The organism is Acinetobacter sp. YH12023, assembly GCF_013420135.1.
GTDB classification, from domain to species: domain Bacteria; phylum Pseudomonadota; class Gammaproteobacteria; order Pseudomonadales; family Moraxellaceae; genus Acinetobacter; species Acinetobacter amyesii.
The window spans coordinates 27,931-51,005 of record NZ_VOYU01000018.1; the positions used below are offsets into that span (position 1 = coordinate 27,931).

The window sequence follows — 23,075 nt, forward strand, 5'->3', positions numbered from 1 at the left end:
AAAACATGCTTTCTTTCAAAATCTAGGCTGTGATATATCAAGATAATATAAGGATTAGAAATCAGTCAGAAATTTTTAAATTAAAATATTCACAAACTAAATCATTGTATATGTTAATTATTTAAGTTATCTTCAAGTTTACTCACAGATTTATCCACAATCTCAAATTTGTGAATTGGTTTTTATGAATTTAAATTTGAATTTAAACTAACCATCAAGTTATCCCCAGAATGGGTCGATCTTATAAATAAATTCAAATTTTAAAATTTAAATTTATTACTATTAGTGTTGATATTTTCTGTGGAAAACGCATTTTTAGATTTAAAAAACAAATAATTACATTGTGGATAACGATGTTTTTATAATTTTGATAGTTTGTGGATAACTTTGTGCTACAATTTATCCACAGCTTGCGGATAAACTTATCCACACGCGATTTAAATTTAAATTTAAACTCAATTTGCGTTTTTTTGATCGATTTCGACTGATTTGTTCATGACAGATGTGGATAAGATGGTTAGAATGGCTGCCCGCTTAGGCGGGGTTGAATTATTTTTTTCGTACAATGGACTGAAATAGGGGTTTCACATGCTTTGGACAGACTGCTTAACTCGCTTGCGACAAGAGCTTTCAGGAAATGTCTATACAATGTGGATACGCCCACTAGTGGCAGAAGATGCAGGTGATAGTCTAAAACTCTATGCACCGAATCCGTATTGGACACGCTATATTCAAGAGCACCATTTAGAACTGATCTCTATTTTAGCGGAACAGTTGTCTGAAGGTCGGGTACGTAAAGTCGAGATTTTGGTTGATTCACGGCCTGGTGCAATTTTATCTGCAGCTGAGCAACCTGCAACAACCACCGCAGCATTAGAGTCAACGCCGCATGTGTCTGCACCGAATCGTCCTAAAAAAGAAAAAGAAGAGACGTCTTCAAAAAATAACCGTAAGCGTCAGCTTAACCCATTATTTACCTTTTCCTTGTTTGTTGAAGGCCGTTCCAATCAGATGGCGGCAGAAACCTGTCGTAAAGTTTTGACGCAGCCCGGTGCTTCACAGCATAACCCGTTATTTTTATATGGACCGACTGGTTTAGGTAAAACCCATTTAATGCAAGCCGTAGGTAATGCATTATTACAAGCGAAGCCGAATGCACGTGTGATGTACATGACGGCTGAAAGTTTTGTACAAGACTTTGTGAGCTCGTTACAGCAAGGTAAGGTCGAAGAATTTAAGAAAAATTGTCGTTCGCTAGATTTGTTATTGGTGGATGATATTCATTTGTTGGCGGGTAAAGAGGCTAGCTTGGTTGAGTTTTTCTATACCTTCAACGCATTATTAGATGAATCTAAACAAATCATTTTAACTTCGGATCGTTATCCAAAAGAACTGACTGAGTTGGATCCACGTTTGGTTTCACGTTTTTCGTGGGGCTTATCGGTGGGTGTGGAACCACCCGATATTGAAACCCGTATTGAAATTTTACTGAAAAAAGCGGAAAGCAATGGGGTGGAACTTCCACGTAATTGTGCGCTGTTTATTGCTCAACAAGTGGTTGCCAATGTTCGTGAACTAGAAGGTGCGTTGAATAAAGTTGTAGCCATTTCTCGTTTTAAAGGTACCCCAATCGATCTAGATGTGGTGCGTGAATCATTAAAAGATGTGTTGGCGATTCGTGCACGTACTATTAGTACTGAAAATATTCAGCGTGTGGTGAGTGAATATTTCCGTATTCCACTCAAAGAATTGGTTGGCCCAAAACGTACACGTATTTATGCACGTCCACGTCAGTTGGCTATGGGGCTAGCACGTGAGCTGACAGGGGATAGTTTCCCTGAAATTGGTATGGCTTTTGGTAACCGTGACCACAGTACTGTGATGCATGCCTGTGAAAAAGTACAAAGCCTGCGTGAAGAAGATCCAATCTTCAATGAGGACTATAAAAACTTGCAACGTCTGTTGCAAAGTTAAGTCTTTTTGTTCAAATTCTGTTCTTGCAATGCGGTATATTCTGCCGCATAGTACACTGCTAAAAAATTAATTTATTTTGTCTGTCTTCAGTTTTTAGAGGAATGTATTGTGCGTTTAAAAATCGCGAAAGAAAGCTTACTGAATGTTCTGTCACATGTCGTAGGAGCGGTTGAGCGTCGCCATACCTTAAATATTTTATCCAATGTCAAAGTACAGGTTACTGAGCAAGCATTGACCATTACAGGTTCTGACCTAGAAGTGGAATTGGTTGCGAGTACACCGCTGGCAGATGGCGCATGTTTACAAGCAGGGGTGACGACAGTTCCTGCGCGTAAACTGATGGATATCTGTAAATCATTGCCTTCAGCGGCATTGATTGATTTGCAAATTACTGAAGATCAACGTTGTATTTTAAAATCTGGCAACAGTCGTTTTGTATTGGGTACTTTGCCTGCAGAAGACTATCCATTATTAACCACTGAAAATACTCAAGGCACTCAAGTCGGTGTGACTCAACGTGAGTTAAAGCGTTTATTTGAAAAAACGTCTTTTGCTATGGCGGTTCAAGATGTGCGTTTTTATTTGACGGGTACTTTGCTTGAAATTGATGAAAATCAATTGCGTGCAGTAACGACCGATGGTCACCGTTTGGCGATGTGTGAAACTGCGGCAAGCTCGAATGCGACACAAGCAATGCAAGCGATTGTTCCACGTAAAGCCGTAGGTGAATTGCAGCGTCTATTGAGTGTTGAAGACGAGCAATTATCGTTGTTAATTGGTCGTGAATTATTAAATGTAACAATTACCATTGCCAGCCGTGATAAAGAGCAGGGTGATATTACCGTACGTTTCACCACAAAATTGATCGATGGTAAATTCCCAGACTACCGCCGTGTGATTCCACGTGGTGGCGATAAAAACGTGCGCATTGCACATGATGTTTTCAAGCAATCGCTACAACGTGTTGCAATTTTGAGTAATGAAAAATTGCGCGGCGTATTCTTGAAGTTTGATGCGGACACTTTACAACTTCGTGCCAATAACCCTGAGCAAGATGAAGCAATCGAAGATCTTGCGATTCAATATGCAGATGCACCGATGGAAATGTCGTTTAATGCACAGTACTTATTGGAAGTTCTGAATGTATTGGATGGTGATGATGTTGCAATGACCATGACAGAAGCGAACCAGTCGGTATTGGTACAAGATCCACAGCAACAAGATCAAACCTATGTTGTGATGCCAATGCGTGTTTAATTCGGACTGACGTCTCAATTATTATGCATATCACGCGTTTACATGTAGAACGTGTTCGAAATTTAAAGACGGTTGCACTCTCTGGGTTGCAGCCGTTTAATGTCTTTTATGGGCAAAATGGTTCAGGTAAAACGTCTGTATTAGAAGCAGTACATTTGCTGGCAACCGGACGTTCTTTTCGAACCCATATTCCGAAAAACTATATTCAAAATAATAGCCCTGACGCTGTTGTCTTTGCGCAGTCTGCAACAGACCGCATTGGTATGCAAAAAATGCAGTCGGGCGAGCAAGTGATTAAAGTCAATGGCGACCTAGTGGGGACACAAGGGCAGTTGGCTAAGATTTTACCGCTACAACTCATCGACCCACAAAGTACGGATATCATTGATCATGGTGCGAAGCCACGACGTCAACTTTTAGATTGGTTGATGTTCCACGTGGAACCGGAGTTTTACCATACATGGCAATATTATGCACGGGCATTAAAACAACGGAATAGTTTGCTGAAATCACGACGTCATTTGAGTTTGTCTGACTTAGAACCGTGGAACAAAATGCTCAGTGACTATGGTGAGATCTTGCATAGTCTGCGCAGTAATGTGGTGGAACAGTGGATTCGATATTTTCAACAAGATCTAGAAGCCTTATTGCCTGATTTAACAGTGACACTGGAATACAATGCAGGCTTTCATGCCGAAACAGGGCTGTTGAATGATCTGACCAATCAGCATTTTAAAGACTGCGAGCGTGGCTATACCGAGTATGGTCCGCACCGTGCAGATTTAAGGTTAAAAACCGCTATGGGGGATGCAGATGTTGTACTCTCTCGTGGGCAAAAAAAGTTATTGATCATGGCGTTAAAACTGTCACAGATTGCAATGCTACATGCTTGTAATAAGGAAACTGTGGTATTATTAGATGATCTGACAGCAGAATTAGATTTAACCGCACAACAGCGTTTAATTGAGCGTTTAAGCCATCTTGGTAGTCAAGTTTTTATTACCACTTTAGACCATGATTCAGTGCAAAAACACTTACATGATTTATCTATTTCTTATCAATTATTCAAAGTTGAAAATGGTACGGTGCAGGCTGTTGTGCAATGAAATACCACCTTTGGATAGACCTATTTTTCACTAGGGAGAAACCATGAGTTCAGAAGATCAAGCTGCTTCTCAAACAGAACAAACCATAGAAAAAGCTTATGATTCCTCTAGCATCAAAGTATTACGTGGTCTAGACGCTGTACGTAAGCGTCCGGGCATGTATATTGGTGATACTGACGATGGTACTGGCCTACACCATATGGTGTTTGAAGTTGTCGATAACTCAATTGATGAAGCGTTGGCAGGTCATTGTGACGAAATTCAAGTCACCATCCATGAAGATGAATCAGTTTCAGTATCGGATAACGGCCGTGGTATTCCTACCGACATTCACCCAGAAGAAGGTGTTTCTGCAGCAGAAGTGATTTTAACGATTCTGCATGCGGGCGGTAAATTTGACGATAACAGTTATAAGGTTTCAGGTGGTCTTCACGGTGTTGGCGTTTCAGTTGTAAACGCTTTATCAGAAAAGCTCCTATTAAATATTCGTCGTGCGGGTAAGAGCTATGAGCAGGAATATCGCCATGGCGATCCTGTCTATAAATTACGTGAAACTGGTGTGACTGAAACTTCAGGTACAACAGTCCGTTTCTACCCTAGTGCAGAAACCTTTAGCCAGACTATTTTTAATGTCGATATTTTGGCACGTCGTTTACGTGAATTATCATTCCTAAACGCTGGTGTACGTATTGTTCTACGTGATGAACGTGTAAACCTTGAACATGTGTATGACTATGAAGGCGGCTTATCTGAATTCGTAAAATACATTAACCAAGGTAAAACACATCTCAACGATATCTTCCACTTTACTACTCAAGCGGATAATGGCATTGGTGTAGAAGTTGCATTGCAGTGGAATGATTCTTATCAGGAAAATGTTCGTTGCTTTACCAACAACATTCCACAAAAAGATGGTGGTACGCATTTAGCAGGTTTCCGTGCTGCATTAACTCGTGGCTTAAACAGCTACATGGAAAGCGAAAACTTACTCAAAAAAGAGAAAGTAGCAGTTTCTGGTGATGATGCGCGTGAAGGTTTAACTGCGATTGTTTCGGTGAAAGTGCCTGATCCAAAATTCTCTTCGCAAACCAAAGAAAAATTGGTGTCGAGCGAAGTGAAAACTGCGGTTGAGCAAGCAATGAATAAATCGTTCTCTGAATATCTTTTAGAGAACCCCCAAGCCGCTAAATCTATTGCAGGCAAAATTATTGATGCAGCCCGTGCGCGTGATGCAGCGCGTAAAGCACGTGAAATGACACGTCGTAAGAGTGCGCTTGATATTGCAGGCCTGCCAGGTAAATTGGCCGATTGTCAGGAAAAAGATCCTGCGTTGTCTGAACTTTACTTAGTCGAAGGTGACTCTGCGGGTGGTTCTGCAAAACAGGGCCGTAACCGTAAGATGCAAGCGATTTTGCCGCTGAAAGGTAAAATCCTCAACGTGGAACGTGCACGTTTTGACAAGATGATTTCTTCTCAAGAAGTAGGAACACTGATTACCGCTTTAGGTTGTGGTATTGGCCGTGAGGAATATAACCCAGATAAACTGCGTTATCACAAAATCATCATCATGACCGATGCCGACGTCGATGGTTCGCACATTCGTACGCTACTGTTGACTTTCTTCTTCCGTCAAATGCCAGAACTTGTGGAACGTGGATATATTTATATTGCACAGCCACCGCTGTATAAGCTGAAAAAAGGCAAGCAAGAACAGTACATCAAAGATAATGATGCGCTTGAGACTTACCTGATTTCAAATGCAATTGATGAGCTTGAATTACACATCAGTGCAGAAGCGCCAGCCATTCGTGGTGAGGCTTTAGCGGGTGTGATTGCGGATTATCAAACCTCTCAAAAGAGCTTGCATCGTCTGACTGTACGTTATCCTGCAAGTGTGTTGGATGGTTTATTGGCAGTCGAAGGCTTTAAGTTAGATCAAGCAAATAACCAAGACTATGTACAGACTTGGGGTGAGCAACTACGTGCCAATATTGAGAAAACTCAACCTAGCCTACGTCCTGAATTAAGCATCGAAACGTTTGAGTATGAAGATACTGAAGGCAATAAGTCAGCGACCTATTTCCCGCGTATTACCATCTATGTTCATAATTTACCACACCAATACTTGTTAGATTCAGGTCTATTGGGTTCAGGTGAATATGCGCGTTTACTCAAAAATTCGAAGAGTTGGTTCACCTTATTGGAAGAAGGTGCTTACCTACAAAAAGGCGAGCGCAAAATTCCAGTGAGCAGCTTCCATCAGGTTTGGCAAAACATCTTACAAGACTCACGCCGTGGCATGATGATTCAGCGCTATAAAGGTTTGGGTGAGATGAATGCTGAGCAGCTTTGGGAAACCACGATGGATCCTGAGAACCGTAACATGCTGCAAGTAACGGTACAGGATGCGATTGAAGCTGATCGTATGTTCTCTTGCTTGATGGGTGATGATGTGGAACCACGTCGTGCCTTCATTGAAGAAAATGCGTTAAATGCGGATATTGATGCCTAAATTCTGATTACAGAATCATTCAAAAAAGCACTCTTCGGAGTGCTTTTTTTTGTGCTATCTTAAATAAAATTGAATATTAAATCGCCAATTTGTGTTTTATAAAATTGACTTATTCTGATGCTAAGCTCAAATCAATTTGAACTTAGCAGCTAAAAATAAGAGGTCTATATATGATGGACAATCAACTTGAACACATTCGTGACATCTGGGTAAATGCATTTTTTACCGGAAATTATACCGTTCTTGCCGAATACGAAGATGAGCACTTTAAGGTGGTTTATGAGCAAGACGGGCGTGTCGAAAGTAATTATATCCGCTATGAACGTATTGCACATGCAGTGAAAAATGGGGTTTGGAAACCACAAAAACCAGACGTAGAATTTGAAGATTATGAGTTTAATCGTGACCAAACTGAGTGCAAAATTTTAATTGGTTTAGCTGAAACACAGCAGCAAATACAGGAAATCTGGCATTTTGATCAGACCTGGAAAATACAAGAATTACGTTTTTTAAAGGCAAAAAAAGCCCATCCTTCTGCCTTATCTTAAACAATAAAAAGTTTAAATTGATGTAGTCAGTGGAGATAAAATGCATCCATCTTGCAAATGTGGATAAGTTTTGTGAATTTTCACATTTAATAGTGTTTAACATCAAAGTTATTTATAATTGTGGATAATATTATTTAAAAATATTTATCCACAAAAAGGTAGTTCGATATTTTGAATTTAAAAAATAAAAATGAATTTAAAACTAAGATTTGAATTTAAAAATGACTTTTATGGATAACTGCGGCAATGAGTTTGATGTGAAGTATTTTTTTTGAATTCATTTACAAAATTAGGGTAAAAGCTATCGCTCAATTTTTAGATTCTTTCTGCATAGAAATGCCTTAACGATGCAATAACTAGTTGGATATGAACATTCGATTTTTTAAATATTTTTTAGATTTATAGTGTGATTATTATTGTGAAGTATAAATAAAAAATCGCCGTGGAACATTTAAATTTCACGGCGATTGATTTTTGAGTTTAAGTTAGGTTTTCTTAATAATGCAAATCTAGGGTTTTGCTTTTTAAATTAAGCCTCAAAACTACTTTCCATTTCTTCTAATTCCATCATTAATTCAAGCATTTGCTCTTCGACAGATTCGAGTTTGGCTTTTAACTCTGTTTGCTCATTCATCAGTTTGAGTAAGTCATCTTTTCGACTGGCTTCATATAAAGCACTGTCTGCTAATAATTCCTCGATCTCGTTTAAGCGTGGTTGAATTTTGCTGATTTGCGCTTCATTTTTTTCAATGTTTTTACGAATCGGGCGGGTCAATTCACGCTGACGTGCAGCTTCTTTGCGCTGCGCTTCTTTATCGACTTTGGAAATCGTCGGTTTAGTTTCAACTTGAGATTTGATGGGAATAGGGGCTTGTTGGCTATTTTTCATCATATCAATCCGTGCTTGACGCAGCCAATCGGCATAAGCCACGAGGTCGCCATCAAATTCGCGACATTTCCCATGATGTACCAACAATAATTCGTCACAAACGCTGGCAATCAATTGACGTTCATGCGAAACCAAAACCACAGCGCCTTCAAAATCTTGTAATGCCATAGTTAGGGCATGACGCATATCGAGGTCTAAATGGTTGGTCGGTTCATCTAGAATTAAAACATTGGGGCGCTGCCAAACAATCAAAGCCAAAGCTAATCGTGCTCGTTCACCGCCTGAAAAGCCTTCACTTGGCGTATCCATGCGTTCGCCACTAAAACCAAAGCTGCCTAAGAATGAACGTAATGCCGCTTCACTGATTTTTTTGTCAGCGATTCGAGATAATTGCAACATCGGGCTGGCATTGCCATCTAAAGCATCCATTTGATGCTGCGCAAAATAGCCAATATTCAACAGTTCAGAAGCTTTGCGCGTCCCTTGTAATAAAGGAAGATCACCAACTAAGGATTTAATTAAGGTTGATTTACCCGCACCATTCATCCCGAGTAAACCAATTCGGCTGGTTGGGGTAATTTGCAGGTTTACATTGGTCACGATCAGTTTGTCGCCATAGCCAATATCTGCGTGTTCCATTTGCAGCAGCGGTGAACTCATTTTGGTCGGTTCACGGAAACTAAAGGTAAATGGTGTATCGACATGCGCCGCAGAAAGTTCCTGCATGCGTTCTAATTGTTTAATACGGCTTTGAGCCTGCTTAGCTTTAGTCGCTTTGGCTTTAAAACGGTCAATAAATTTTTGGAGATGCGCACGAGTTTCAAGTTGTTTTTCATAGGCTTGTTGTTGTTGTGCCAAGCGCTCAGAACGGGTGCGTTCAAAGGTTGAATAGTTACCGGTGTAAAGCGTCAGCTCTTGATTTTCGATGTGTAAAATATGATCAGTCACCGCATCTAAGAAATCACGGTCATGTGAAATCAAGATCAGTGTGCCTTCATAAGCTTTTAACCAATCTTCTAACCACAAAATCGCATCTAAGTCTAAGTGGTTGGTTGGTTCATCGAGTAATAAAAGGTCAGAGCGGCTCATTAGGGTACGCGCAAGGTTTAAACGCATACGCCAACCACCTGAAAAGCTTGAAACATTGAGCTGGGACTGATGTTCAAAGAATCCCAGGCCGGCCATCAGTTGTGAGGCTTTGGATGGTGCTGTATAGCCATGGATTTCATCAAATCGGCCATATAAGTGTGCCAACGCTTCATTGTCTAATTGTTCTGGATGTTCAAGTTTATGTTGTATATCCCAATATTCCTCATCGCCTGAAAGAACGAAATCAATCGCTTTCATATCGAGTGCTTTGATTTCTTGTGCCATATGAGCGACGGTCCATACCGCAGGACGAGTTAATGAACCACCATCAGATTCCATTCCACCTAAAAGCGCAGAAAAAAGAGTGGATTTACCCGCACCATTTACACCGGTTAAGCCGATTTTCCAGCCTGGATGCAATTGCATAGATGCTTTTTGAAATAAAACACGCCCACCGCGACGAATGGAAAGTTGGTCTAACTGAATCATGGAACTAACTAAACAAGAAGAATGTGGGGCTATTCTAATGGATGGCTTTGCAAAAGAAAAAACAAAGCATCGCAACCATCTGAAAAAATGTGACAGATTCCACGTATTTAGGTATATTGAACGGGCTATAGTATTAAAAAAATATTTCAAGTTGTTGTTTTAAATGGATTAATAAAACATATTGGGAATATAAGAAATGAGAAAAGGAATTTTAATTTTATCGCTTCTTTCAGGTGTGATGTCTGCACAAAGCTATGCCAATCAGAAGGTTTGTGTGTACGATTTACTTGGAAAAGCAGGGGAATCTTATAAGCTGATGGAAGAGTGGTCTCTGGCCAGTAAGGCATGGGGAGCACAAGTTCAATTGATTTCATATCAAGATGAATCCAAAGTCGATAAAGATTTTAAAGAAGGGAAATGTGACGCATTTTATATGACCTCGATGCGGGCACGTGCGTATAACAAATTTGCCGGTTCGATTGATGCCATTGGCGGTGTACCGAATAATACTATCGCACAAAAAGCCATTACCTATGTCTTAGATAAACGGAACAGTAAACGACTGATTAGCAATCTAGGGAAAGATAGTTATGAAGTGGCAGGGATCGGGCAAATTGGTTCAGCCTACATTTTTGTCCGTGATCGCAATATCAATAATTTAGAAAAAGCTGAAGGTAAAAAATTTGCCATTTTGCATTATGATTATGCGCAAAAAGTGATGGTCGACCGTGTTGGCGCTGTGCCAGTGATGTCAGAAATTTCTAATTTTATTCGCAAGTTTAATCAGGCCGAAGTTGAAATTGTTGCTGCGCCAGCTTATGCCTTTAAGCCACTCGAAATTTCAAAAGGCTTAGGCACTACCGGGGCGATGGTGAATTTTCCTGTGGTGAATGTCACGGCAGACCTGATTATTCGTAATAATAAATTCCCAGAAGGTTTTGCTGAACCTTCTCGGCAATGGTTTGTTAAGCAATTACCAAAAAGTTTTGCCATGGTGAAACGTATGGAAGCTGAAATTCCTGCCAAATATAAGATGAATCTCAGCAAAGACGATCAGGTGAAATATCAGAAAATTTTACGCGAAGGTCGGATGGATTTAACCAAACAAGGGATCTATGACTCCACGATGATGACGGTACTAAAAAAAGCCCGTTGTACGATTGAGCGAACCAATTTTGAGTGTTCAGTGGCGGGTGAATAAGCTTTTTTCTGTATTTCTTTGTAAATTTTGATGCAATCGCTGTAAATGTAAAAAGCCAGTTTTGCAAATATAAGATGATGATTATATTTATAATTTAACTTTGAATAAAATGTGATATGCATCACAGAAAAACAGAATATGCCAAAATGACATAAATAAATGGAGTAAATGCTCTATTTTTTTTAATTTAACTTGCTTAATATCGGGCTTGTGTAAGGACACCTCTGAACCATAAAAAGATTTGAAAGGAAAATAGAATGAAAAAAACGCTCCTATCATTGGCTACATTTGCTGCAATTGGCTTTGCTGGTTCAGCTCAGGCAGCAAAAGTAGATATCTGTGTATTTGACTTACTAGGTAAGTCAGGCGAGTCATATCAAATGGCTCAGGAATGGGCGCTTGCCGCAAAAGGCTGGGGTGCTGAAATTAACTTAATTCCGCGTCAAGACGAAGCAGTAGCCGACAATGACTTTAAAGCGGGTAAATGTGACGGTGTATTTATGACCGCAATGCGTGCGCGTCAATACAACAAATTTGCAGGCTCTATTGATGCGCTGGGTGGCGCACCGAGCAATGCGATTGCACAACGTGCGATTACCTTTGCATTAGACCAACGTAATGCTGCAAAAATGGTCAGCAATCTAGGTGGTAAGAAATATGAAGTGGCGGGTATTGCCCCACTAGGTTCAGCGTTCATCTTTGTCAAAGACAAAAAAATTGACTCAATTGAAAAAGCAGCGGGTAAAAAGTTTGCAGTTTTAGGCTATGACGAAGCACAAAAAATTATGGTGCAACGTGTCGGCGCTCAAGCTGTGATTTCAGATGTATCTAACTTTGTGGCGAAGTTTAATAATGGTCAGGTCGATATGGTGGGTGCGCCTGCATATGCCTACAAACCATTAGAGATCTATAAAGGTTTAGGTACCAATGGTGCGATGTTTAACTTCCCAGTTTTACAAGTGACTGCGGACTTTATTATTCGTCCTGATCAGTTTCCTGCAGGCTTTGGTCAAAAATCACGTGATTGGTTTGTGAAACACTTACCGAAGAGTATCGCGATGATTAACCGTCTAGAAGCAGGTATTCCTGCGAAATATAAACTTAACCTAAGTGCAGAAGATAAAACCAAATATCAAAAATTACTGCGTGAAGGTCGTATGGATATGACGAAGCGTGGCATTTACGATGCAGGCATGATGTCTGTTTTGAAAAAGGCACGTTGTTCTGTCGATAAAGCTAATTTTGAATGTTCACTTGGCGGCGAATAAGCTGATATTTAAAGAAAAAAGTCTGGATTTATCCAGGCTTTTTTTTGCAAATTTATAGGTCATTCTCGCCATTGAGTCAGCAAAATATTCAGGTAATCTAAATTCAAATCGTGGGCTGTGAGTCAATTGAATCGAACTCAGCATGACCCAAAATTCAAAAAATGGTTAAAAACAAAAACATTAAAAAACAAGGAAAGTCAGTATGAAACAATGGACAAAGGCATTGAGTGTTGCTGCTGCATTAATAGCGGTAAATGGCGTAGCTCAAGCGAAGCAAGTGGTATGCGTATTTGATTTGGTCGGTAAAAATGGTGATGTTTTTACCCTGATGAAAGATTATCAATTGGCGGCAAAAAACTGGGGCGCAGACATTGAGCTCCGCGTCGGTCAAAATGAAGCGGTGATTGCAGAAGATTTTAAAGCTGGTAAATGTGATGGGATCAGTGTTACTGGTATGCGTGGTCGCCAATTCAATAATTTTACCGGTTCTTTAGATGCCATTGGTGCGATTCCAGATTTGAAATTGGCCGTAAAAGTTATGCAAGGTCTTGCAAGTCCAACATTTGCTAAGAGCATGGTCAATAGTAAATATGAAGTGGCAGGTGTGATACCTGTTGGTGATGCCTATCTGTTAGTGAATGACCGAAGTATTAATACTGTCGCTAAAGCAGCAGGTAAAAAAATTGCGGTGCTTGACTATGATGAAGCACAGAAAATTATGGTGCAGCAGGTCGGAGCTCAAGCAGTCAGTGCTGATGTAACCAATTTTGGCGCCAAATTTAACAATGGTCAGGTAGATATAATTGGGGCACCTGCTGCGGTGTTCAAACCATTGGAATTACATAAAGGTTTAGGCAGCAAAGGCGCAATCGTCAATTATCCAATTTTACAAGTGACGGGAAATATCATTATTCGCCCAGATAAATTCCCTGCAGGTTATGGACAAAAATCACGTGATTGGGTCAAAACACAATTACCTCGTGCATTCACCATTTTAGGAAAAATGAAATCGGAAATTCCAGCCAAATATTGGATGGATGTTCCAACTGCAGACAAAGCTGGTTATCAAAAAATGATGCGTGAAGCGCGTATCGATTTGACTAAACGTGGTATCTACGACAAGCGAATGATGAAACTATTATGGCAATTCCGCTGTAAACAAGATCCGAAAAACTTCGAATGCGCATTACAGGAAGAAAACTATAAATAAGTTTTAAATGAATCTTGAGAAAAATACTCTGATTTAACTTTAAACTGTGAAGACTGACCATATATTGAGTATGTTATACTTGAAATATGGTCTTTTCTTTTTAAAGACACCCCAATGACTCAGAGGAATCCATCATGAATGCTCAAGCACTTGTGCTGACTGACAATGCTGCCAATAAAGTACGCCAATTGCGTGAGAGTGAAGGTAATCAAGACCTTATGTTACGTGTATATGTGACTGGTGGTGGTTGTTCAGGTTTCTCATATGGATTTAATTTTGCTGAAAGCCAAAACGAAGATGATGCTGAATTTATCAATGGTGATGTGAAGATGTTGGTTGATTCACTGAGCTATCAATATTTAGTTGGTTCAACAGTCGACTATATTGAAGGTCTTGAAGGTTCTCGATTTGTGGTTCAAAACCCGAATGCGACAACCACGTGTGGATGTGGATCTTCATTCTCGATCTAATCGCGATGATGAATTGAGCCATAAAAAAGCCCTCATTTAGAGGGCTTTTTTAATGTTTAAAATCGATATTAGGCTTCAAATTTTAGTGCTTCTAATAGATCTAAAATTACGGTAGTCACGTCTTGAGTCAATTGATAATTATTAAAAATTTCATATGCCGTAATGGTGACATCGGTATCACTCGGAAGCAGGCGTTGTTCTTCTTCGATGAGGTCACGGATCGGCAATAGGGTTTGTTTGACCTGTAAATGCAAGACATCTTTAAACTCAAGATTTTCGTCTTCGAGCTCAATTAATTGCTCATTAAAAAAGGGTAAAAGTACCGCATGGAGATAAGGTTGAATGTCTGTAATATCAAAAATCTCAATATCACGGGTTTGTTCAATCGTGCTGATGTGGTCATTCACTTCAATTAAGATATGGTAGTAACTCACATTGCTCTCCACGTAAGATGTCATTGATATAAGGGATTTATTGCAAATCAACAATAACATGAAATGCTAATTATTGTTGGTGAATCCTATAATATCCTTATAGATTGTATGGTTTTTTTGCTCAGGGTATTCTAACTAACGATAATATAGTAAGCCTTGGTCTGCTGGCATCAGTTTAAAGTTTTCTAATTGTTGCGCGCCCAAGATTGGGTACATTAATGCAGCAGGGTCATTATGGTGAGATAAGCCGAGAGCATGTCCGAGTTCGTGGGCAAGGGTAAGGCGTAAATCATTTTCGGCATCAAATTGATAAATCTGAATCTGATCGCCCATAAAGACACCTTTATGAAACTCTCGAGCAGGAAAGCGCTGACTGGCTTGTATCACGCCTGCATTATATTCATCGATTTGCTGGTTATAGCTTAAGACTTGTTGGTTAAATTGATCATTTTGCTGATTAAATCGATCTATTTCTTGGTCTAATTGCATCGCTTGTGCTTTAACTTGCTCAAGTTCTCTTTCAACGCGTTGCATATTAGGGCCTTGTGCATGCTCTATTCGGCTCCAATTCATACGTTCTTGTGACAGCTGTGCGATTTCCGCATGAATCATGGCTTGTTTTGATCGGAGCTGTTGCTCATTCATCTCCAGACCTTTTCTCGAATTTGCTAAGTTCTCGGCATATAAATCATTACGGGCTTTATCTGCGGCTAAGGTCTTTTGGACTTGCTTATAGGCATTGTATTGTTCTTGGCGATCATCATAAATTAGATGGATCGCCAGTTGTGCATTTGGGTCATAGATAAATAACGGTTTGAGTGTCCCTTTATGCCATATCTCTGCGGCTTCTTGGCTAAGTTGAATGACTTGTTGCTGGCTTAATCCAAAACGCGGATCGACATCAGCAACCCGATAACGCAGTCGGGTATCGAGAGGGTGTAAAAGTCGATCTGAAATTGAATTAAATTTCAGTTGAGGATGCTGCTTGGTTTGATAGATCCACCAAGTACTCAAAACGATGACAACAATAATTAAAATCAAACGCATAGAGTCGCAAAACTTGATTATATTACATTAATTTAACTGAAATTTAGCGCTATGCAAATCTAAGTTTAGATTGATAGTGAGTCGAAAAGAATGTGGCTGTTTGAACGTTTGCGTGTTATTTGAATATTGCCTGATGCAGATAAAATCATCCAAAAAAAAACCGCGCTTTCGCGCGGTCTTTTTGAGCTTTGAAAGACTCAGTTAAAGCGACAAATTATTTTTTGTCATCTTTCACTTCAGTGAACTCAGCATCTACAACGCCGTCATCTGCTTTTTGAGCTTGACCTTCAGCGCCTTGGAAAGCGTTAGGATCAAAACCTTCAGCACCGCCTTGACCTTGTGCAGCTTCATAAGCACGTTGAGTGATCGGCATAATGATGTTTTGAAGTGCTTCAGTTTTCGCTTTGATTGCATCTACATCGTTTTCTTTAGTCGCTGCTTCGAGCTCAGCTACAGCAGCATCGATTGCAGATTTCTCATCAGCAGTTACCTGCTCACCAAGATCTTTTACTGCTTTTTGAGCAGAAGAAACAAGTGCATCAGCTTCGTTACGTGCTTTCGCTAATTCTTCAAATTTACGATCTTCTTCAGCATTCGCTTCAGCATCTTTGATCATCGCTTCAATTTCAGCATCGCTCAAACCAGAGTTAGCTTTAATTTGAATTGATTGCTCTTTACCTGTGCTCTTATCTTTTGCAGATACTTTCAAGATACCATCAGCGTTGATGTCAAATGATACTTCAATTTGTGGTACACCACGTGGAGCAGGTGGAATATCGCCCAATTGGAAGTTACCCAACAATTTGTTTTGCTGTGCCATTTTACGTTCACCTTGGTAAACTGAAATGTCTACAGCTGGTTGGTTGTCTGCAGCAGTTGAGAACACTTGAGATTTCTTCGCAGGAATCGTCGTGTTTTTCTCAATGATCGCTGTTAACACGCCACCCATTGTTTCAATACCAAGTGTAAGCGGAGTTACGTCAAGAAGAAGTACGTCAGTTTTATCACCTGAAAGTACTGCACCTTGAATCGCAGCACCCATCGCTACAGCTTCATCTGGGTTCACGTCTTTACGTGGCTCACGGCCGAAGAACTCTTGTACTTTTTGTTGTACAAGTGGCATACGAGACTGACCACCCACCAAGATTACGTCAGAGATGTCAGAGGTTGAAAGACCTGCATCTTTAAGTGCAATCTTACATGGTTCAATTGTACGAGCAACCAATTCAGCAACTAAACCTTCAAGTTTAGAGCGAGTCACATTGATCACTAAGTGTTTAGGACCAGTCGCATCTGCTGTGATGTATGGAAGGTTGATTTCTGTTGCATTCGAAGAGGAAAGCTCGATTTTTGCTTTTTCAGCAGCTTCTTTTAAACGTTGAAGTGCAAGCGGATCTTGTTTCAAGTTTACGCTTTGTTCTTTCTTGAACTCTTCAACCAAGTATTCAATTAATGCATTATCGAAGTCTTCACCACCAAGGAATGTATCACCGTTTGTAGACAACACTTCGATTTGTTGGTCGCCATCAAGGTCAGCGATTTCAATGATTGATACGTCGAAAGTACCACCACCTAAGTCGTAAACCGCAACTTTACGGTCGCCTTCTTTTTTGTCCATACCGAACGCAAGTGCAGCAGCTGTTGGTTCGTTGATGATACGTTTAACATCTAAACCAGCAATTTTACCTGCATCTTTAGTCGCTTGACGTTGAGCATCGTTAAAGTACGCAGGAACAGTAATTACCGCTTCAGTTACTGTTTCACCAAGGTAGTCTTCAGCTGTTTTTTTCATCTTTTTCAAGATTTCAGCAGAGATTTGTTGTGGTGCAAGTTTCTTGTCGTTTACATCAACCCAAGCATCGCCATTGTCAGCTTTGATGATTTTGTAAGGTACAAGGCCGATATCTTTTTGCACAGCTTGGTCTTGGTACTTACGACCGATCAAACGTTTGATTGCAAATAATGTGTTTTTAGGGTTAGTCACTGCTTGACGCTTAGCAGATTGACCGACAAGGATCTCGCCGTCTTTATACGCAATAATAGATGGGGTTGTACGAGCGCCTTCAGCGTTGTCGATTACTTTTACTTTGTCGCCTTCAAGTACTGCTACGCAAGAGTTTGTAGTACCTAAGTCAATACCAATGATTTTCGCCATTTGGATGTTTCCTCTAAAATTCTTTTACGATGTTTTCGCTTGTTATCCGATATGAGAGCCAATCAAAAATTTTCAAGTAATATTGGTTAAAATTTTTAATTCGTCTCAGAAAATTTGTCTTTATGCACCAACCATAACCATAGCAGGGCGTAATAGGCGACCGTTTAAACTATAGCCTTTTTGCAATACTGTTCCGATTTCATTCGATTTGGCATTTGGATCGATGCCCACAGCTTGGTGAAGATCTGCATTGAAACCATTTGCAGTATCCACAGCAACCACACCAAATTTCTCTAAAGTGCTGAGCAATGATTTCAGTGTAAGTTCTACACCTTCAGATAAACCTGATTTTTCATCACCTGCCGCAGCAATCGCGCGTTCAAGGTTATCAACTGACTCAAGCAATTGTTTTGCAAATTTTTCCAGCACAGTATCTTTATGCTTTTCAGATTCGCGTTGAATGCGCTCTACACTTTTTTGCGCTTCATATACGGCATTTGCAGTACGTGCTTTTTCAAGTTTTAAGCTTTCTTCTAAATTAGTGATTTGTGCTTGTAAATCTTCAACTGAAACTTCAGCTTGCTCGTTTTCAGCTTGAGTTTGCTGTTCTGCTTGCTCTTGTTGAAGATCTTGAGCGTCTTGGTTTTGCTCAGTCGCCATTGATTTACTCCGTTTAAATGGGTTCTTAAACATGTTCAGTCCTTATAGCTGTGCGTTCAAACGACATCGATGCGTAACTGCCATGCGTTTTGAATTCATGATTAATAAAAGAAATCGGGGCAGGGGATAAAAATTCAAGCGAAGTAAGCGATTAAATGCAATTTTTTATTCAAATAAATGGTTTTTCAGCAAAATATCGACTGCAAAATTAAATTCTATGAAAATATAAATTATTGATTTGAATGTATAATCATATTTTGATCGGATTTATAGATTTTCATCATAAATTTTAACGGTTTCTCTTTGTGCCTGAAAATTTGCATAATTTATATATATCGGAAGTGACCATATCCACTGGAGAGAGGGATATGGTGACTACCTCTAGATTTTAGAAACACTTTTCCATGCTGATTTCCCAAGAATCAGCATTTTTTTTGCCTCAAAAATAGTGGTTAATATTTATACATAAAAACTCTTAGTATCAGTTTTATTAAATATTTCACAAAAAATGATCAGCACAGTATTCTTTGTTTCAGATTCTATCGCTGTAGTTTCTTAATTTATTTCAAATGTGTTTTTCATGGCCTGCTTCTCTCATAAGCAGGCTTTTTTTTTGCATGAAATTTATAAAAACAGCCACTTAAGTAACTGAGCTGCAAGTTTTGTTGGACTTTGTTGTATTCAAAAGCTGAGATCACGCTTTATTTAAAACCATTTATATTTATTTTATTAATAAAAAACAAAGCACTTGAGTTAAATAAATGATGTAAAGCCTCAAAATGAATGAAAACTGCCTGATTAATAAAACATTTCATAAGCTGTACCGTGCCTCGTACAAAGTACAACTCAGAAGGTGGGAACTTCACAGAATTATTTTCCATTATGACTCGGGCAAAGTTGAGCTTTGCTTTTAATGATTCAATGAAGGAAATAATGAAGATGAAAAAAATTGGTTTATTCGCTGTCGCAGTTTTAGGTTTTGGTTTAGCTGCGGTAGGTTGTACTTCTCAAGAAACTGTAGAATCTCCAGAAACTGCACAAGTAACGTCTGCAACTGAAGCATCTGTAACAACAGAGCAATCGGGTGCTGTGGTTCAAGCAGATCCATCAGCTCAAGGTGCTGAAGTTCAATCTGCGCCTGCACCGCAACCTACAGTTCAGCAATAAGATTGTTTAATGCTCTCTGACCTGTAACAACAGGCAGTCAAGAATAGACAGAAGATAGGATGCCTCTTCTGTCTATTTTCTTTTCTATAGCTGTTTTTACGACCTTTTCTATTTTTAGCGAGCAAAAAAAAGCCCATCCTGTAGATGAGCTTTTTACTTCTAACCGATCTGAAAAAAACATCAATTAACGGCGATTTTCCCATGCGCGACGACGTTCTTCAGCCGCTTTACGTTGTTGATCTGATGCCTTTCTTAAATCTTGAATATTTTTTTTGCGCTCTTGCTCAATTTGTTTTCTACGATCTTGACTGGCTTTACGGCGCTGTTCTTCTAAGCGCTGACGCTCTTTGCTGACTTTTTGACGATCTTGTTCAGCACGTTTACGACGTTCAGCTTCAGAGTATTTACGCTGTTGTTCTAGACGTTGACGTTCGAGTTCGTTTTTACGACGATCCCACTCTTGTTGATTTTTACGATTTTGTTCCCAGTTACGCTGGTCAAGTTGCTGCTTTCTACGTTCGAGCTCTAAACGATTACGTTGTTGTTGCTGACGTTCCCATGTACGGCGGTCTTGTTCATAACGACTGTCGTAACGGCGATCATAACGATTGTCATAGCGTCGATCATTATGATCATAACGGCGGTCATAACGTTGATCATAACGTCCATCGTAGTAACCATCTTCAGGGAATGCTACGCAGCCTACAGCCAAAAAAGCAGTCGCAAAAGACAGAAGGATGATCTTTTTAGCCATGGTGAGTATCCTTTATCGAGAATGGGTTAGCATAATCAACCCATAAAACTTGGGTAAATTGTCAATGACAACTCTATAAAAGAAGATTAGCTTAACTAGGTCTGTACTATGTATGTCGATGTTGAGACTTATATGTGAATATGGTCACATTTGACCTAGATCATGTAGAAAGTATGAAGAGCATAATTCGAAGGATAGAGCATGTTTGCATTGAATGAATCACTTAAAAATATGAAAGATAAAGGCCAAGGTACGGCTGCTCGGTTACTTGATCGTCTTCCTAACTTTGCCAAAGAAAGCCTCGCAAAACGTCTCGATTATCCGTTTATTTTTCCAGAATTAGATCCGCTGGTGAAATGCATGATGGCGGCTCAACTAAAGCAAGGTAAGTCAGGCTTTGTAACCGAAGACTATGTGAAGTCTCGTAAATTATTTGATTTACAGATGGAGTCGATCAAGACCAAGCCGACCTTTGTGAAACAAGTGCAAGATATACGTCTACCTTTACAAAGTGCAACGCTGTTTGCGCGTCATTATCATCCTGCTCCTAATAAAAAATTACCGATGATCGTGTTTTATCATGGTGGTGGTTTTGTGGTGGGTGGTCTAGACACGCATGATGAAGTTTGTCGTTTATTGGCCGTGCATGCCAAAGCACAAGTTTTAAGTATTGATTATCCTTTAACACCAGAAGCCAGCCCAGCTCAATTAATGCAAAGTTGTGAAGATGCCTTGGCTTGGACTTATCAAAATAGTCGTCAGTTTAAAATTCTAAAAAATCGAATTGCGGTGGCAGGGGATAGTGCAGGCGGCAATATTGCTACCGCAGTTGCGCAGCGCAGTGCTCAGAAAGTTTTTGCCCCGCAAGCTCAGCTATTAATTTATCCTGTGGTGGATTTCAAAAGTCGCCACCCATCTTTCTATGCTTATAAAGATGGTTTGGTTCTGACTGAAAAAGATATTGATGTCGTAACTGCTTTATATGCGGAACAACATGCAGTGGCCTTAGATGATCCATTAATTTCACCAACCTATGGAAAATTGGCAGGTATCGCACCCGCGTATATCGTGACAGCAGGGCATGACGTTTTACATGACGAAGGTGAAATTTATTCGCATAAACTCCGTCAGCAAGGGGTGAAAGTGTTTTATCAAGAATATACCGATCAAACCCATGGTTTTATCAATTTAACCCCGGTTTCGCACCGAGCTAAAAAATACGTGATCGAGATCAGTACGAAGTTCCGTAAATTTTGGGATAAACGTAGCTAATCATTCCTTTATATAAAGTAAACCCAGTGTTTCACGTGAAACACTGGGTTTTTATTTATTGGGTTATTTATCTTGGATTTTTGCAGCAGGAAAAACGAGGCTAAATTCTGGGACATAAAAGCTTTGCAATAATCGTGCTTCAGAAAAATTTGGAAAAATGTCCTGTGTGTTATGCCATTCTACCTGTTTCAGTTTAGAGAGCCGTCCGCGAAACTTCGGTGAAAATTGATAGCGCTTACCTTCCCACGCTTGTCTGATTTGCAACATCGCTGCTGGGATATGATGACTATTAATATAGAAAGAACGCTGTAAACGTGATTTTTTTAAACGGATCTGCATCTTTTGTTGTTCAACTTCTATAGTACAGACCACTTCATTGTCATGTTGTTGCCATTCAAACTTTGCCAACTCTTTAGGAATACCCCAGAGTTTTTGGCCATGAATGACAGAGATATCTGTCGAAACATAAATCTTAGGTATCGAACTTAACCTTTTCTTACTCCATAAAGGGTGATCTAAAATCAGCAATTCGTCATAAGGACCCACAGGCGAATCATGGTATCGGACCAATAACACCTGAACCACACGACCCAAAGCTGATGTCGCTAAACGGAACATCTGCGCTCGTTGGATAAAACTCGGAGAGATCCAATAATTCAAAATAAAAGCATCGCCACGCAGTTGCCAAGGCGGTAAATGTGTCAATGGAGTGTCCGACGGTATTATTTGCGTCATCATTGTTCTCGTTTTAATAATGGCAGAATAATTACTTTTTAATCATCAGAGACTAATATACAGTCAATAACAAGTACGAGATCAACCAGAAGAGTTAGCAAATGTTAAAACAGATTTTATTTACAGCAGCACTTGGTTGTGTGAGCTTAAGCAGTTTTGCTGCCAATACTATTGTCGAAATGAAAACCTCTCAGGGCAATATTGAAATTGAACTATTCAATGACAAGGCACCTATCTCAGCTAAAAACTTTGAAAGCTATGCAAAAGAAAAATTTTATAACGGCACGATCTTTCATCGTGTGATTCCTGGATTTATGGTTCAGGGTGGGGGCATGGATGTCAAAATGCAGGAGAAGCCAACAAAAGCGGCTATTAAGAATGAATCTAGTAATGGCTTGAGCAATAAGCGCGGCACATTGGCAATGGCACGGATGAATCATCCTGATTCAGCAAGCAGTCAGTTCTTTATTAATGTTGCAGACAATGACTTTCTCAATAAAAGTGCAATGAATGCGGGATATGCTGTTTTTGGTAAGGTTACTAAAGGTATGGATATCGTCGATAAAATCGTAAAAGTTCCAACTGCGAACTATGGAATGCACCAGAATGTTCCTGTAAACCCAGTGGTTATACAGAGTGTGGTGATTAAAGCAGCACCTGAAAAAAACTAAGCACACAAAATAGGAAAAATATTTTACATGATATTTGTAATAAATATCATGTATTTATGTTAATAAAGTGTGTTTTTTGAACCATAATGGTGCATAAAAATAAAACACTCGTGTTTTTTGTGAGTGAAAAGCACTTGCACGTGTAAGAAATTGCCCTATAATGAGCA

General features: G+C 39.6%; 19 protein-coding genes. 12 read left to right on the top strand and 7 right to left on the bottom strand.

The window, feature by feature from the left end; translation table 11 throughout:
• The first annotated feature begins 588 nt into the window (after positions 1–588).
• From dnaA to FTT92_RS15485, 5 genes are all read left to right on the top strand, one after another.
• On the top strand, positions 589–1,974 hold the full coding sequence (gene dnaA / locus FTT92_RS15465) for a chromosomal replication initiator protein DnaA (RefSeq protein WP_180172559.1): 1,386 nt from the start codon (positions 589–591) through the stop codon (positions 1,972–1,974).
• A 108-nt stretch (positions 1,975–2,082) separates the two neighbouring features.
• The gene (gene dnaN, locus FTT92_RS15470; RefSeq protein WP_078194448.1) at positions 2,083–3,231 is read left to right on the top strand and encodes a DNA polymerase III subunit beta; all 1,149 of its coding nucleotides are present in this window, start codon (positions 2,083–2,085) and stop codon (positions 3,229–3,231) included.
• A 23-nt stretch (positions 3,232–3,254) separates the two neighbouring features.
• Positions 3,255–4,337, top strand: coding sequence for a DNA replication/repair protein RecF (recF, locus tag FTT92_RS15475; RefSeq protein ID WP_078194447.1), 1,083 nt, complete (start codon positions 3,255–3,257; stop codon positions 4,335–4,337).
• 43 nt (positions 4,338–4,380) lie between these two features.
• Positions 4,381–6,849: a DNA topoisomerase (ATP-hydrolyzing) subunit B gene (gyrB, locus tag FTT92_RS15480; RefSeq protein WP_180172560.1), complete on the top strand. Its 2,469-nt coding sequence runs from the start codon at positions 4,381–4,383 to the stop codon at positions 6,847–6,849.
• 170 nt (positions 6,850–7,019) lie between these two features.
• Positions 7,020–7,397, top strand: a complete 378-nt coding sequence (locus FTT92_RS15485) for a hypothetical protein (RefSeq protein WP_168379519.1) — start codon at positions 7,020–7,022, stop codon at positions 7,395–7,397.
• 529 nt (positions 7,398–7,926) lie between these two features.
• Here FTT92_RS15485 and FTT92_RS15490 read toward each other — a convergent pair.
• Entirely contained in the window at positions 7,927–9,864 is a 1,938-nt protein-coding gene (locus tag FTT92_RS15490; RefSeq protein ID WP_168379520.1) for an ATP-binding cassette domain-containing protein, read from the bottom strand.
• A 196-nt stretch (positions 9,865–10,060) separates the two neighbouring features.
• Between FTT92_RS15490 and FTT92_RS15495 the strand changes: the two genes are divergently transcribed.
• From FTT92_RS15495 to erpA, 4 genes are all read left to right on the top strand, one after another.
• Complete coding sequence (locus tag FTT92_RS15495) at positions 10,061–11,065, top strand: putative solute-binding protein (RefSeq protein WP_180172561.1); 1,005 nt, start codon at positions 10,061–10,063, stop codon at positions 11,063–11,065.
• 257 nt (positions 11,066–11,322) lie between these two features.
• On the top strand, positions 11,323–12,333 hold the full coding sequence (locus tag FTT92_RS15500) for a putative solute-binding protein (RefSeq protein ID WP_078194442.1): 1,011 nt from the start codon (positions 11,323–11,325) through the stop codon (positions 12,331–12,333).
• Between the two features lie 202 nt (positions 12,334–12,535).
• A complete protein-coding gene (locus FTT92_RS15505) occupies positions 12,536–13,543 on the top strand; it encodes a putative solute-binding protein (RefSeq protein WP_180024958.1) in 1,008 nt (335 codons plus the stop codon).
• A 134-nt stretch (positions 13,544–13,677) separates the two neighbouring features.
• Positions 13,678–14,013: an iron-sulfur cluster insertion protein ErpA gene (gene erpA / locus FTT92_RS15510; RefSeq protein ID WP_078194440.1), complete on the top strand. Its 336-nt coding sequence runs from the start codon at positions 13,678–13,680 to the stop codon at positions 14,011–14,013.
• Positions 14,014–14,081: 68 nt separating this feature from the next.
• Here erpA and FTT92_RS15515 read toward each other — a convergent pair whose 3' ends face one another.
• From FTT92_RS15515 to grpE, 4 genes are all read right to left on the bottom strand, one after another.
• The gene (locus FTT92_RS15515) at positions 14,082–14,459 is read right to left on the bottom strand and encodes a hypothetical protein (protein WP_171263823.1); all 378 of its coding nucleotides are present in this window, start codon (positions 14,457–14,459) and stop codon (positions 14,082–14,084) included.
• Positions 14,460–14,582: 123 nt separating this feature from the next.
• The gene (locus FTT92_RS15520) at positions 14,583–15,494 is read right to left on the bottom strand and encodes a matrixin family metalloprotease (protein WP_180172562.1); all 912 of its coding nucleotides are present in this window, start codon (positions 15,492–15,494) and stop codon (positions 14,583–14,585) included.
• Positions 15,495–15,708: 214 nt separating this feature from the next.
• The gene (dnaK, locus tag FTT92_RS15525; protein WP_078194438.1) at positions 15,709–17,649 is read right to left on the bottom strand and encodes a molecular chaperone DnaK; all 1,941 of its coding nucleotides are present in this window, start codon (positions 17,647–17,649) and stop codon (positions 15,709–15,711) included.
• 120 nt (positions 17,650–17,769) lie between these two features.
• Complete coding sequence (gene grpE, locus FTT92_RS15530; RefSeq protein WP_111885723.1) at positions 17,770–18,309, bottom strand: nucleotide exchange factor GrpE; 540 nt, start codon at positions 18,307–18,309, stop codon at positions 17,770–17,772.
• A gap of 939 nt (positions 18,310–19,248) precedes the next feature.
• On the opposite strand from grpE, the gene FTT92_RS15535 reads away from it, so the two are divergent.
• Complete coding sequence (locus FTT92_RS15535) at positions 19,249–19,476, top strand: hypothetical protein (protein WP_228144800.1); 228 nt, start codon at positions 19,249–19,251, stop codon at positions 19,474–19,476.
• Positions 19,477–19,660: 184 nt separating this feature from the next.
• On the opposite strand, the gene FTT92_RS15540 is transcribed toward FTT92_RS15535, so the two are convergent.
• Positions 19,661–20,230: a hypothetical protein gene (locus tag FTT92_RS15540; protein WP_078194437.1), complete on the bottom strand. Its 570-nt coding sequence runs from the start codon at positions 20,228–20,230 to the stop codon at positions 19,661–19,663.
• A gap of 201 nt (positions 20,231–20,431) precedes the next feature.
• Between FTT92_RS15540 and FTT92_RS15545 the strand changes: the two genes are divergently transcribed.
• Positions 20,432–21,502 (top strand): alpha/beta hydrolase, encoded by a 1,071-nt coding sequence (locus FTT92_RS15545; RefSeq protein ID WP_078194436.1) that lies wholly within the window; start codon positions 20,432–20,434, stop codon positions 21,500–21,502.
• Between the two features lie 63 nt (positions 21,503–21,565).
• Here FTT92_RS15545 and FTT92_RS15550 read toward each other — a convergent pair whose 3' ends face one another.
• A complete protein-coding gene (locus tag FTT92_RS15550; RefSeq protein ID WP_180172563.1) occupies positions 21,566–22,237 on the bottom strand; it encodes an acetoacetate decarboxylase family protein in 672 nt (223 codons plus the stop codon).
• Positions 22,238–22,338: 101 nt separating this feature from the next.
• Between FTT92_RS15550 and FTT92_RS15555 the strand changes: the two genes are divergently transcribed.
• On the top strand, positions 22,339–22,908 hold the full coding sequence (locus FTT92_RS15555) for a peptidylprolyl isomerase (RefSeq protein WP_180024952.1): 570 nt from the start codon (positions 22,339–22,341) through the stop codon (positions 22,906–22,908).
• The last annotated feature ends 167 nt before the right edge of the window (positions 22,909–23,075 follow it).

Excerpts from the sequence above, each read along its gene's own strand:
- dnaA (WP_180172559.1), top strand. The coding sequence starts at position 589 with ATGCTTTGGACAGACTGCTTAACTCGCTTGCGACAAGAGCTTTCAGGA.
- recF (WP_078194447.1), top strand. The coding sequence starts at position 3,255 with ATGCATATCACGCGTTTACATGTAGAACGTGTTCGAAATTTAAAGACG.
- gyrB (WP_180172560.1), top strand. The coding sequence starts at position 4,381 with ATGAGTTCAGAAGATCAAGCTGCTTCTCAAACAGAACAAACCATAGAA.
- FTT92_RS15485 (WP_168379519.1), top strand. The coding sequence starts at position 7,020 with ATGATGGACAATCAACTTGAACACATTCGTGACATCTGGGTAAATGCA.
- FTT92_RS15490 (WP_168379520.1), bottom strand. The coding sequence starts at position 9,864 with ATGATTCAGTTAGACCAACTTTCCATTCGTCGCGGTGGGCGTGTTTTA.
- FTT92_RS15495 (WP_180172561.1), top strand. The coding sequence starts at position 10,061 with ATGAGAAAAGGAATTTTAATTTTATCGCTTCTTTCAGGTGTGATGTCT.
- FTT92_RS15500 (WP_078194442.1), top strand. The coding sequence starts at position 11,323 with ATGAAAAAAACGCTCCTATCATTGGCTACATTTGCTGCAATTGGCTTT.
- FTT92_RS15505 (WP_180024958.1), top strand. The coding sequence starts at position 12,536 with ATGAAACAATGGACAAAGGCATTGAGTGTTGCTGCTGCATTAATAGCG.
- erpA (WP_078194440.1), top strand. The coding sequence starts at position 13,678 with ATGAATGCTCAAGCACTTGTGCTGACTGACAATGCTGCCAATAAAGTA.
- FTT92_RS15520 (WP_180172562.1), bottom strand. The coding sequence starts at position 15,494 with ATGCGTTTGATTTTAATTATTGTTGTCATCGTTTTGAGTACTTGGTGG.
- dnaK (WP_078194438.1), bottom strand. The coding sequence starts at position 17,649 with ATGGCGAAAATCATTGGTATTGACTTAGGTACTACAAACTCTTGCGTA.
- grpE (WP_111885723.1), bottom strand. The coding sequence starts at position 18,309 with ATGGCGACTGAGCAAAACCAAGACGCTCAAGATCTTCAACAAGAGCAA.
- FTT92_RS15535 (WP_228144800.1), top strand. The coding sequence starts at position 19,249 with ATGAAAAAAATTGGTTTATTCGCTGTCGCAGTTTTAGGTTTTGGTTTA.
- FTT92_RS15540 (WP_078194437.1), bottom strand. The coding sequence starts at position 20,230 with ATGGCTAAAAAGATCATCCTTCTGTCTTTTGCGACTGCTTTTTTGGCT.
- FTT92_RS15545 (WP_078194436.1), top strand. The coding sequence starts at position 20,432 with ATGTTTGCATTGAATGAATCACTTAAAAATATGAAAGATAAAGGCCAA.
- FTT92_RS15550 (WP_180172563.1), bottom strand. The coding sequence starts at position 22,237 with ATGACGCAAATAATACCGTCGGACACTCCATTGACACATTTACCGCCT.
- FTT92_RS15555 (WP_180024952.1), top strand. The coding sequence starts at position 22,339 with ATGTTAAAACAGATTTTATTTACAGCAGCACTTGGTTGTGTGAGCTTA.